10 protein-coding genes and 1 pseudogene are annotated in these 12,259 nt (G+C 30.0%); 5 read left to right on the forward strand and 6 right to left on the reverse strand.

All coding sequences use genetic code 11. From position 1 onward, the window contains the following. Positions 1-235 precede the first annotated feature (235 nt). Positions 236-643 (forward strand): RrF2 family transcriptional regulator, encoded by a 408-nt coding sequence (locus CRN98_RS04850; RefSeq protein WP_097026294.1) that lies wholly within the window; start codon positions 236-238, stop codon positions 641-643. A 71-nt stretch (positions 644-714) separates the two neighbouring features. Further along, positions 715-2,088 carry an APC family permease gene (locus tag CRN98_RS04855; protein ID WP_097026295.1) on the forward strand — a complete coding sequence of 458 codons (1,374 nt, stop codon included), beginning with the start codon at positions 715-717 and terminating at the stop codon, positions 2,086-2,088. 49 nt (positions 2,089-2,137) lie between these two features. Here the strand turns inward: CRN98_RS04855 and CRN98_RS17675 are convergent, their stop codons facing one another. The 5 genes from CRN98_RS17675 to CRN98_RS04875 form a co-directional block, all read right to left on the reverse strand. Then, a complete protein-coding gene (locus CRN98_RS17675; protein WP_179631928.1) occupies positions 2,138-2,302 on the reverse strand; it encodes a hypothetical protein in 165 nt (54 codons plus the stop codon). A 201-nt stretch (positions 2,303-2,503) separates the two neighbouring features. Continuing rightward, complete coding sequence (locus tag CRN98_RS04860) at positions 2,504-3,649, reverse strand: DHHW family protein (protein ID WP_423237084.1); 1,146 nt, start codon at positions 3,647-3,649, stop codon at positions 2,504-2,506. A 3-nt stretch (positions 3,650-3,652) separates the two neighbouring features. Beyond that, positions 3,653-5,059 carry an MBOAT family O-acyltransferase gene (locus CRN98_RS04865; RefSeq protein ID WP_097026297.1) on the reverse strand — a complete coding sequence of 469 codons (1,407 nt, stop codon included), beginning with the start codon at positions 5,057-5,059 and terminating at the stop codon, positions 3,653-3,655. Positions 5,060-5,089: 30 nt separating this feature from the next. Next, positions 5,090-5,584 carry a DUF4358 domain-containing protein gene (locus CRN98_RS04870; RefSeq protein WP_242960833.1) on the reverse strand — a complete coding sequence of 165 codons (495 nt, stop codon included), beginning with the start codon at positions 5,582-5,584 and terminating at the stop codon, positions 5,090-5,092. Positions 5,585-5,608: 24 nt separating this feature from the next. Continuing rightward, on the reverse strand, positions 5,609-6,508 hold the full coding sequence (locus CRN98_RS04875; protein WP_097026299.1) for a GDSL-type esterase/lipase family protein: 900 nt from the start codon (positions 6,506-6,508) through the stop codon (positions 5,609-5,611). Positions 6,509-6,843: 335 nt separating this feature from the next. Here CRN98_RS04875 and CRN98_RS04880 point away from each other — a divergent pair. Both CRN98_RS04880 and CRN98_RS04885 read left to right on the forward strand, forming a co-directional pair. Beyond that, positions 6,844-7,749, forward strand: a pseudogene (locus tag CRN98_RS04880) (M14 family metallopeptidase); the annotation flags it as partial. Between the two features lie 162 nt (positions 7,750-7,911). Continuing rightward, positions 7,912-9,396, forward strand: coding sequence for an MATE family efflux transporter (locus CRN98_RS04885; RefSeq protein ID WP_179631929.1), 1,485 nt, complete (start codon positions 7,912-7,914; stop codon positions 9,394-9,396). 53 nt (positions 9,397-9,449) lie between these two features. Here CRN98_RS04885 and CRN98_RS04890 read toward each other — a convergent pair whose 3' ends face one another. Beyond that, positions 9,450-11,438, reverse strand: a complete 1,989-nt coding sequence (locus CRN98_RS04890) for a fructose-1,6-bisphosphatase (protein ID WP_097026302.1) — start codon at positions 11,436-11,438, stop codon at positions 9,450-9,452. A 375-nt stretch (positions 11,439-11,813) separates the two neighbouring features. Here CRN98_RS04890 and CRN98_RS04895 point away from each other — a divergent pair, with 375 nt between their 5' ends. After that, positions 11,814-12,245: a DUF3842 family protein gene (locus tag CRN98_RS04895; RefSeq protein ID WP_097026303.1), complete on the forward strand. Its 432-nt coding sequence runs from the start codon at positions 11,814-11,816 to the stop codon at positions 12,243-12,245. Positions 12,246-12,259 lie beyond the last annotated feature (14 nt).

Below are 12,259 nucleotides of genomic sequence, written 5' to 3' on the forward strand. Positions count from 1 at the left end.
TTAGTTTAATACTAGTAATATAGTAAAAACAATGAAAATCATCAATTTTTATACAAATTCAAATTTATATATAATTAATGAATGAATAACAAATAGTAATAAATGAATAATAAAGAATAATTAATGTTAGCTATTATTTACTAAATACATTGATAATATATTGACAACTAAAATAATAGATAATAATATAAAAGCAACTAAATAAGTATGAAATTTAAAGTAAGGGTGGATATATATGAATATTACTCAGGAAGCGGATTATGCAGTAAGGGCATTACTGATTTTATCAGAAGAAGGGGATGAGGCTAAACTTGATGCTAAAACAATAGCAGAAAGAGGTTGCATTCCTTTAAGATTCTTGCTAAAACTTTTAAGAAAGCTTATACATGCAGAATTGGTAAAATCTTACAGAGGGGTAAATGGAGGATATGCGCTTGCTAAAAGAAGTAAGGACATAAATTTAAGAGATATTATAGAAGCTGTTGAAGGACCTATAGCTATAAATAGATGTCTAATAAAAGATGGAGTATGCAATGCGAATAGACGTTCATTTTGTACAATTCATAAAGGACTTGAAAAGGTACAAAAGATTCTTTCTAATGAACTAGAAGGAATTACTTTAGAAGAATTAAAAAGTAATTGACATGCATGTCCCTCTATGATAAATTTATTCGGTATTAATTATTTTATTATTGAAGGCGGATAAATTTATAGATGAAAAAGGACATAGTTTTAAAGAAAGAATTGGGATTATTTATGGCTACTGCATTGGTAGCGGGGAATATGATAGGTTCAGGTATACTTATGCTGCCAGCATCACTAGCAAGCATATCAGGGCCTGGATCAACCATACTTGCATGGATATTTACTGGACTTGGTTCTATATTTTTAGCCTTATCTTTTGCAAGACTTGGTACTAAAATCCCTAAAACAGGTGGGCCTTATGAATATAGTAAATTGGCTTTTGGAGGCTTTGTAGGATTTATGAATGCATGGTTATATTGGACAGCTTCCTGGATAGGAAATGCTGCTATTATAACTTCTATTGCGAGTTACACAGGAAGTCTTTTTCCTATAGTTAAAACAAACGGTACAGTAGCTTTTTTATATACAAGTTTAATACTTTGGATTTTTACTATTTTAAATATAAAGGGCGTAAGACTCGCAGGGATTTTTCAATCCTTTACCACAATATTTAAATTAGTTTTATTTATATTTTTTATATGTATTTCAGCATGGCATTTTGACATAGCAAATATTACGCCTATGTTTCCAGTGAATGCAGGAATTGAAACATTACCGGCAGCAGCAGCAATTACTTTATGGGCATTTTCAGGATTTGAAACTTCAACAATAAATGCTGGAGAAATCAAGAATCCAGAAAGAAATATAAAATTGAGTACAGTACTAGGAATAAGTATAACAGTTATACTTTACCTTCTTATAAGTGTTACAGCGATGGGAGCCATGTCACAAGATGGGCTTAAAGCATCAGCAGCACCAATAATTGATATAATGGCTCAATATTTAGGAATAGGTATAACAAAAATAATACTTGTTGCAGCAATAGTAAGTGTTTTTGGAAGTGCAGTAGGATGGATTTTAACAACTGCTCGTATGTCTTATGCAGCAGGTAAGGATAATATATTTCCTAAAGTTTTTGGAAGAGTTCATCCAAAATATAATACTCCACATATGTCGCTTATAATAAATACAGTGCTTACAAATGTACTTTTATTTATGAATTATAGTGGTTCATTATTATCAGCATTTAATTTTATGGTTCTTTTATCTGCATTAGCATATCTGCCAGTATATGCTTGCACAACACTGGCAGATATTTTGTTTCTATATAAAGAAGAAGGAAGCTTTAATAAAGCAAAGTTTATAAAAAGCTCCGTGGTACCTCTTATAGGACTTGGGTATTCTATCTGGGCAATATGTGGTTCAGGCAAAGAAGTAATTTTATATGGATGTTTATTAATGCTTTTAGGAGTTCCATTTTATTTATACAGTAAAATTAAAAACAAATATAAAGACGAAACTAATTTGAAGGTATGTAAAGAGACAGAAGAACAAGTAATATAATGAATTTATATATAAATAAAAGGGACTTAAAAATTTAAGTCCCTTTTATTTATAGGTTGTTATCTTTTATAAAAAGAGTTCCTGTTATAGCAAGTATCCAAGAGTATTCCCATAGAGGTTGAAAAATTATTCCAGCCATTACTGCCACAAAGGCAATATCTGCATTAGTTTTCCTAGCTTTATCTCTTATTTCGGTAATAATTTTTTCAGACATAATTACACCTCTTGCAACTTATTAATATATAAAAATATATAGGAAATAATTCCAATTATTATTATATCACAAATAATGATAATTGGAAAATAGCATTATGAAAATTAATAAGAAATAAATGATAAAAGTAACGGAATAAAAAATGGAAGTTCTAGCATATGCAAGAACTTCCATTAAGAAATCTATTAACTATTAGTTTATCTATCGTATGGTATTTATTGAAGCATCTTCAAAGAATGTATTCACATTATATAATAAAAGTATATCATCTACAGAGTTAGCCTTTGCAAGGTCTGTTATACTATCTGTATAATATCTTGGGTCAACCATATATATTTCACTATAGTGATTTGTTAAAAATGGTACAAGACTATTAGCATAGGAATCTTTTATAACTAAAAGCTTTTTATGATTGTTAATATCAGTTTTTATTTTTACAAGTGGATGATTGCTATTAAAAAACACGGTGTACTTATCCTTTTTATTAGCATTTTCCAAGTGTAAGAAAGAATCACGTTCTTTTTTTTCATCAGAGTACCAAACTTTATAATGTTTTTCTGCCTTAGGGGTATAGACTTCTACAGTATCAGGTGCTATATTTCTAAATCCACTTCTTGAATACAAAGTTCCGTAGAATTGATCACTAACCTTTGTAATATTAAAATCCTCTTTTTTAAGAGGGGAGTAATCCATATATGTACCTAAATCTTCATAGGCATAAAAAGCACCTTCTGTTGTCCAGTGATGGTCTGTTTTATAATATATATACTTATCCTTATTGGAATTCATAGTATCAAATACATTAACAAACTTTATATCTTTACCTAGTTTGTGGCTAACCTGATCTATATAATACTTTTGGTCAGCGGGAGAGGCATAGGAAGGAAGTTTATCTTCCAGTATCTTTGTAGAGTTTGGGGCAAGCATAAAGTATATATTAGCATCCTTATTATTTGAAGCAAATTTGTTTATTGTATTTAATTTATTTTCTAAGTTTTTAATACTTGGCTTTGGAAACTTTTGAAATAAATATCCATCTTTGCCTAAGTACACATCATTATTTTCTGTTTTTCCTAGAAGTTTTTCCGTAGTAGATTTTACTCCTATCCAAAAATCTCTCCCAACAAATTGATCAGAAATATATTTTTCATAGCTGGAGGTATATTTTCCTTCTATTAAACGATCCATAGAAAACTTAGGCTTCTGTTGTAGTGATCTATTTTCAGATTCAGAGAAACTCTTATCTGCTGTTACTATGTTACTTGCAAATATAACAACTATATATAAGAATATAAAGAATCCTAATACGCATTTATATACATTCTTGTATTTTCTCAAAGGTATCACCTCCTAAAATTTAAAGTATAGGAATGGATTATAGCTCGCATTTACTAAATATGAAGTACAAATAAATATAAGTAAAAGATAAATAATAGGAATAAGTATAGCTCCAATAAATTTAACTTTTCCTTTTAACTTTTGCATAAGCTTCCATGGTAGTGGAGTTGCACAAAGTATAAGTAGTATAAATAGTATAAGATTATTTGAAATATAGTAAAGGGTAGTAGTATCCATAAAAGTACGATTTCCAAAACCAAATAATGCTTTAATAAACTCTAATCCTAAACTCATATTCTCAAATTCAAATAATATCCATCCAAATACTATGAGTAGAAGAGCATAAGCATGAGCTATTATCTTAGGTTTATTTTCAAGCCATTTTAAAATAAATGACTTTTCTAAGGCCAAAATAACTCCAAAGTATAATCCCCAAAGTATAAAGTTCCAGTTGGCTCCATGCCAAAATCCTGTTAGAAACCAAACCACAAATAAGTTTCTGTATCTTTTTATAGGACCTACTCTATTTCCTCCAAGAGGTATGTATACATATTCTCTAAACCAAGAACCTAAAGATATATGCCATCTTCTCCAAAACTCAGTTATACTTTTTGAAATATAAGGATAATCAAAGTTTTTCATAAGTTCAAAGCCAAACATTCTACCAAGGCCTATAGCCATATCAGAGTATCCACTAAAGTCATAGTATATTTGAAATGTAAAGCCTATTATTCCAAGCCAAGCTGATAATATTGGAAGCTCACCCATAGGAGTGGCCTTAATAGCTCGCCAAAGTATTCCTATATTATTAGCTAAAAGAACTTTCTTTGAAAGACCTATAATAAACATTTCAGCTCCAGAACCAAATTTAGCTAATGTAACACGTCTATTTCTAAGTTGCTCTTCCACGTCCTCATATTTAACGATAGGACCTGCAACAAGTTGAGGAAACATGGTTATGTAAGTTCCAAAGGATATAATATTCTTTTGGACAGGAGTTTTACCCCAGTACACATCAATTACATATGACATAGTTTGGAAAGTATAAAAAGAAATTCCCAGTGGTAATGATAATTTCTTTGCTTCTATACTAAGATTAAATAGTGCATTTAAATTATCTATGAAGAAACCATAATACTTAAAGAAGCCTAGAATGGATAAATTTACAACTATAGACAATATAAAAACTGCAAGAGAAATTCTCTTGCATGTTTTATATTTGTTTATTATTAATCCAATTATGTAATTGAAGATTGTGGAGAACATCATTAGAAAAATATAAACAGGTTCTCCCCAAGCATAAAATATAAGACTTGATATAAGTATTACTAAGTTCTTCAGAGACTTTGGTACTAAATAGTAAGATAAAAGTGTTATTGGCAAAAATACAAATATAAATAATAAACTACTAAAAACCAAAATAGTCTCCTCCTAAAACATTAGTTTAAGTTATTTAAAAGATTCATTAAAGGCAGTTTCCATCTTTTCAGCATCCTTTGAAATTGCTAAAAATACATAATTGCCCTGAGTTTTTAATACATGATTTTGGATCAAAGAGTATTCTTCAGGAAGATAATCTTTAAAGCTTGCACCCTGATTTTCTACTCTTTTAGCCACCTTATCTTTTATTTCAGCTACTTTTTTTTCATCTTTAACTTTAATTATAGCAAGTTCATCAGCTTTTATATTAGAAGGAGCTATATAAACTTTAAAACCTTCTAAATCAGCTGCATCTATGTCATATAACATCTTTAATTTTTCAGCATCTACTTCTGGCATCTGTGAAATATCAGTAGCACCCTTTACCTTTGCTACGATTTCATCTACAGATGGACTTTTAGCAGCTTTTTTTGAAGAACATCCATAAAGGCTTCCTATAGCTAATACAAGCAATAATAGTAGGGATAATAAAGTTACTTTAGATTTTTTAAAATTTCTTATCATTTTTATCATTCTCCTTTGTAAAAATTAGTTACCTTGGCTCGATTTGTGCTGTCTTATATAATCTAGAAGTAAATTATAAAAACTAGGCTTGTAATGTATACCATCTTGTTCGTGTAAACTTGGATTACTGTCAACTATTGATCTAGCATTTATATAGTCAGCTCCCTTTTCAGATGCAAGACTTTGTAGTGCAGCGTTAAATGTATTAATACGAGAGTTTGCAAAAGCTGGATTTTTATGTTCAGCAGCTTGTGTCACAGGTAAAATAGAAAGTACATGTATTTTAGTATTTGGAACTTTGCTTTTTATAGAATCTATTAAAACACCATATTGATTTGTAAATTTTTCAGGTGTAAGGTTCTTGTCCACTAAATCATTATTACCAAGTAATATATATATATCTTTAGGGTTTGATGCAGTTAAACGCTCCACTTCATTTGTAGCGTGAAATACTGAAAGTCCCTTTTTAGCAATAACATGAGCTGTATCTAGTGCTCCATAATACCACATTCCTTCTGTAATAGAATCTCCTAAAAACATTGAGGTATTAAAAAAGGCCTTATTAACTTCCTTATTAGATGAAGTTGAATTATTAGTTGTAGCATTTGTATTATTGGAAGAACTATTAGTAGAAGAATTTGTATCTGTATTAGTTGTAGTTCCAGCTGCTACACCGCTAGAAGAACTTTGTCCACTTTTATCTGATGAAGTATTTTTATTTTCTTCATTAGCAGAAGGGGCTTGTACATTTTCTTTTTCGTCTTTTACTTCTTTCTTAGTTTCCTCCTGAACAGTTGCATAAGCATTAGTATCCTTATGTAGAAACTTTTTTACGGACACAGTTAAAACGCCAGATAATAGTGCAATTACAGTAAGGGACAGTGCAAATCTTTTAGAGTTAAATTTCTTTTTTCTTCTCTTCAAGGTTAAATACCTCCAGTATAATTTATTTTAAGTTGTATACCTTGCATAATTCACATAACTCTCTAATTTTGTTATAAATCAGTACATCTCAACTTGAGTTAAAATGTTACCTTATATATTATAGTATAATTAATATAAGAAGTGGTTACAAAAAAGTATCGCTATTAATTAATATAATAAAATAATATTAATATGTAAAGGGTTTGCAAAGCTTTATCATTAGATTTCTTCTTTTTTCTTTCATATATTTTATAATGTCAAAATAAACTGATAATGGAGTGATAAAAAGGGGAAATTTTATGAAAAGTATATGTAAAATAAAACCTAAAAATCCTATAGTAGGAACAAATAAAGAATATTCATATGATCTATTAGAAAGAGATATAGGTTACTTGAAGATGAAGTATCCGTTTATAACTGTAGGAAAAATAGGAGCAAGTGTATGTGGAAGAGATTTACATTATATTAAGTTTGGTGATGGACCTAATAAAGTACTTTATAATGGAACTCACCATGGACTTGAATGGATAACTTCATTGTTACTTATGAAATTTACGGAAAATATTTGCAAAGCTTATAAAAATGGAAAACAAATAAGAGGATATGATATAAGAGAGTTATTTAAAAAGTCTACCATTTATATAGTTCCTATGGTAAATCCCGATGGAGTAGATCTAGTTATAAATGGTTTGAAAAAAAGTAATCCTTATTATAATGAACTTTTAAAGTGGAATAATGAAAGTACAGATTTTTCAAAAGTATGGCAGGCTAATGTAAGAGGGGTGGACTTAAATCATAATTATGATGCTTCCTTTGATCTTTCTAAAAAAGCAGAAAAAGAGCATTGTATAGTAGGACCAGGGCCTACTCGTTACTCTGGAGAATGTCCTGAGTCGGAACCAGAAACGAAAGCTTTAGCAGACTTTACACGGAAAGAAGATTTTAAGCTTGTCATGGCCTATCATAGCCAAGGAAAGGAAATATACTGGCAATATGGGAATTCAACCCCACCAATAGCAAGATCAATAGGAAAGATTTTTTCAGAGGTAAGCGGATATAAATTAGGAGAGGTAATAGGAATCGCTTCCTATGCAGGTTACAAAGATTGGTTCATAGATAAGTTTAAAAGGCCGGGATATACTATAGAAGTAGGATGGGGAAAAAATCCTCTCCCATTAAAGCAATTTAATCAAATATATAAAAGTAATGAAGAAATGCTTATATTAGCAGCAATGCTATAAAAATTGGGATGAAAATTAATTGGTGCCTCTCAATACGTTGAGAGGTTTTCTTAATTATTATCTATTAACTATTATTTGAAAAGTAAGGTTTGATAAAAATATTAATTTATTATATAATGATATACTATATGTCTAAACTTGGAAAAGGGGATGGGGAAAGTTATGGATCGCTCAAAACAACTAGGGGAAGAGAGCATAGGTAAGCTCTTATTTAAATTTTCATTGCCTGCAATTATTGGTATGTTAGTAAATGGTCTTTATAATATGGTGGATCGAATATTCATAGGAAGAGGGGTAGGTTCTTTAGCACTTTCAGGACTTGCTGCAGGATTCCCCTTATCAATTATAAATATGGCATTTGGAATGCTGGTTGGTATAGGATCTTCTGCCATGATTTCTATAAAACTTGGTGAGAAAGATAAAGATTCAGCAGAAAAAATACTTGGAAATGCGTTAGTGCTAAATATAATATTATCTTTAATGTTTACAACTTTTGGGTTGTTGTTTTTAGATAAATTATTAATTATATTTGGTGCAAGTGGTGAAACGCTTGGATATGCAAGAGATTATATGAAATATATTATTGGAGGAGCGGTGCTTCAAAATATAGGCTTTGGTATGAATAATATAATACGTTCAGAAGGTAGTCCGCGTACTGCTATGGCTACTATGCTTATAGGAGCTATCATAAATACAATACTTGACCCTATATTTATATTTATATTTGATATGGGAGTTCAAGGAGCAGCTATTGCTACTATAATTTCACAAGGCATTTCTTCAATTTGGGTACTTGCACATTTTATAAGTGGTAGAAGTACATTAAAATTCCACAAGGAAAACTTTAAATTAAGACTTGAAACTATAAAACACATACTTGCTATAGGAATGTCACCATTTGCAATGCAAATTGCATCAAGTGTGGTTATAACAATTTACAATAAGAGCCTTCTAGCTTATGGTGGAAATTTAGCTGTAGCAGCTATGGGGATAATTAACAGTATCATAATGTTGTTTTTTATGCCTATATTTGGTATAAATCAAGGAGTTCAACCTATAATAGGTTATAACTATGGAGCTAAAAATTATGCTAGGGTAAAGAAAGCTTTAAAACTTGCCATTTTAGCAGCAATGGTAACATCTACAGTGGGATTTATAATAATACAGTCATTTCCAAGAGAGCTTATAGGGCTATTTAATAAAAATGACACACAGCTTATTGAAATAGGAGCCAGAGGAATAAGAATAGATATGATGTTTTTACCTATAATAGGGTTTCAAATAGTAAGTTCTAATTATTTTCAAGCTATTGGAAAAGCGAAGATATCAATAATTTTAAGTTTATCTAGACAGGTGCTTATACTTATACCAATACTACTCATAATACCACCAATATTTAAGCTAGATGGTGTATGGGCAAGTGCACCTATATCAGATTTACTTTCTGTAATACTTACTGGTATTTTCTTATATAAAGATATTAAAATTTTAAACAAAGATATTAAAATTCAAGGAAAAATTAAAGAAGAACAACAAACTGTTATTGAGGATGTGGAAAAGCAAGAAATCATTAAAGAAACTTATGATACATTCAAAGAAGAAGATAATATGTTTAAAGAACTATCTGAAATAAAATTTCAAAAATAATAATAAGAAAGGTGAATCCAAGCGGATTCACCTTTTATTTAACACTTGCCACGTTAAACTTGTTCGTCAATTAGGCCTTTTCTATAAGCTATAAGTAGCTTTTCTAAATCTTTTATTTGAAAAGTAATTTCTTTACCTATATCAGTATCTGCTACTCTTTTTCTTTGCATACCATGCTCTACAATTATTGTAGAGGATAAGATGTCCTTTTCTTCTTCAATGGCCTTTTTAATAGAGTCAAAAGGTTCATGAGAAGTTAGCAGAAATCCATAGGAATTATAAATTAAAGTATAGCCTGCAATTCCTGTTTCAGGTTGATAAGCCTTACAAAAACCTCCATCAATTACTAAAAGCTTGCCATTTGCTTTTATTGGACTTTCACCTCGTATTGTTTTTACAGGAATGTGTCCATTTATAATGTGAGAGCAATCTTTATCTAAATGGAATTCTTCAAAAATTCTATTACTTAACTCTTCATCATTCATTAGCTTATAGTAAGTATTTTTTTCTTCTATATGAGTTGATTTATCTTCAATAAAGTATCTTTCAAAGGTGGTTATTCTATTTTTACCAAATAGGGGGGAATGTTGTCCGCACCAAAGATACCACATCATGTCCATAGCATAATTTTTAACATTCTCATCTTTTTTATAAAAATATGCCTCCCTTGCATAACGATCAAACATATCTAATAGAGATTTACCTTTGTAATCTTTTCCTTCAAAGTTGACAGTTTTAAATTCTCCGTTCTCATCAAGAGGAATACATCCATGAAATAATATATTTGAGTTATATACAAGATACAGACTGCCTTTACTGTATAAAAATCTTATATGCCTTTGAAGCTTTTCACTATTAACAAATGAGTGAGTAAGTTTGTTTATTAACTCTTCTTCTTCAGGAGTTAGTTTGTATGGATCATCTTTAAATAATGTAGGGAAATTAGTATCTCTTAATGGATAAGTTTTTCCATCTACGGTTACAGTTTTATTTTCTAGATCCATCTTATCTAAAAGCAGCATATAATCCATTTCAAATTCAGAATGCCTTTTAACCTTTTGTCCTTCTAGTTTAAACTGAATAATTGCTATTGCTTTATGCATCTTAGCTAAAAGGGAGACTTCGTTTTCCGAAAGTTTCTTAGTTAATGTTTTTGGAATAAAGTATTTGCAAGGATCATTGCCGTAAATTTCTAGAGCAAAGGTAGCAAGAGGTAGCAGATTTATGCCATAGCCATCTTCAATACTGCTAAGGTTTGCATATCTTAAACTTACTCTCAGGGCATTAGCAGCGCAAGTTTTAGAGCCTGAAGCTGCTCCCATCCAAATGATGTCATGGTTTCCCCATTGAATATCTATAGAATGATGATTCATTAAAGCATCCATTATTATTTCAGCACCAGGACCTCTATCGTATATATCGCCAATAATATGAAGTCTATCCACAACAAGTCTTTGAATAACTTTAGATAAAGCAACCACAAATTCACTAGCACAGCCAATGTCTATTATGGTATCTATTATGCCTGTGTAATATTCTTGTCTATTAATTCTATCAATTTGTTCATTTAAAAGTTCTTCGATTATATATGAAAAATCTTTAGGTAAAGCTTTTCTAACTTTAGATCTTGTATACTTTGAGGATACTGTTTTACAAACTTGAATAAGTCTGTATAAAGTAATCTTGTACCATTCTTCTAAATCCTGCTCTGTTCTTTTAAGTAGCTCCATTTTTTCTTCAGGATAATATATTAAAGTGGCGAGGCTTGCCTTTTCTCTTTCCATTAAAGATGTACCAAATATTTCATCAAGTTTTCTTTTGATAACCCCAGAAGCATTTTTAAGCATGTGAGTAAAAGACTCATATTCACCATGTATGTCACTAATAAAATGTTCTGTACCCTTAGGAAGATTTAATATAGATTGAAGATTAATTATTTCACTACTAGCTGAAGATATAGTAGGATATTTTGTGCTTAATAACTTTAAATATCTTAAATCGTTTTTTATAATATTAATGTTGTTTTCATCATATAAGGTCATACTCTCCATCCCTCATTTTCAATAGTTTTAAATTTAAACCATATAATATATTATATAGCAATCATATGTTAAATTCTATACTATAATCCATTTTTTTTATATGCAATATGCTACATTTTTCGAAATTAGTATATGCTATTGAATGAAAACATTATACAATAGAGAAATCAATGGGTAATAAGATATTTTAGTATAAAAATATCTTATTTGAAAAGGGAGATAATTGTAGATACATGTATATATATATTATTAAATAGAAAGGAAAAATATATATAGAGATTATTTACAGTAAAAAATACGTATTTGGCATAAACCATAGATTGGAATTTTACACACATGATATAATATTTTATATAAAATGTTGGGGGGATAAAATTGAAAATACTTGTAATAGACGGTCAGGGTGGGAAAATGGGTAAGTTAATTGTAGAAGGGCTTAAAAAAATTTTACCTGAATATGAGATTATTGCACTTGGTACCAATAGTATAGCTACCTCTGCTATGCTTAAAGCAGGGGCGGATTTTGGAGCGACTGGAGAAAATCCGGTGGTATATAACTCCAGCGATGCTGATATAATAATCGGTCCTGTAGGAATTATAATTGCAAATTCTCTTTTGGGAGAAATAACTCCATCAATGGCTCTAGCTATTGCCCAAAGCAGGGCACAAAGAATTTTGATTCCAGTAAATAGGTGTAATAATAAGGTAGTAGGAGTAAAAAATTTACCTCTCAGCGAGTATATTGGACTAGCAATAGAGCAGGTAAAGGAAATTATTAAAGAAAAAACAGGTGATTGTAAAAAATAAGACTGCAAAATTTT

Origin of the sequence: Clostridium peptidivorans, assembly GCF_900205925.1 — a bacterium.
Lineage (GTDB): Bacteria > Bacillota > Clostridia > Clostridiales > Clostridiaceae > Clostridium_AK > Clostridium_AK peptidivorans.

What these genes read in the sequence shown, in the direction of transcription:
- CRN98_RS04850 (WP_097026294.1), top strand. Translation starts at nt 236, where the DNA reads ATGAATATTACTCAGGAAGCGGATTATGCAGTAAGGGCATTACTGATT.
- CRN98_RS04855 (WP_097026295.1), top strand. Translation starts at nt 715, where the DNA reads ATGAAAAAGGACATAGTTTTAAAGAAAGAATTGGGATTATTTATGGCT.
- CRN98_RS17675 (WP_179631928.1), bottom strand. Translation starts at nt 2,302, where the DNA reads ATGTCTGAAAAAATTATTACCGAAATAAGAGATAAAGCTAGGAAAACT.
- CRN98_RS04870 (WP_242960833.1), bottom strand. Translation starts at nt 5,584, where the DNA reads ATGATAAGAAATTTTAAAAAATCTAAAGTAACTTTATTATCCCTACTA.
- CRN98_RS04885 (WP_179631929.1), top strand. Translation starts at nt 7,912, where the DNA reads ATGGATCGCTCAAAACAACTAGGGGAAGAGAGCATAGGTAAGCTCTTA.
- CRN98_RS04890 (WP_097026302.1), bottom strand. Translation starts at nt 11,438, where the DNA reads ATGACCTTATATGATGAAAACAACATTAATATTATAAAAAACGATTTA.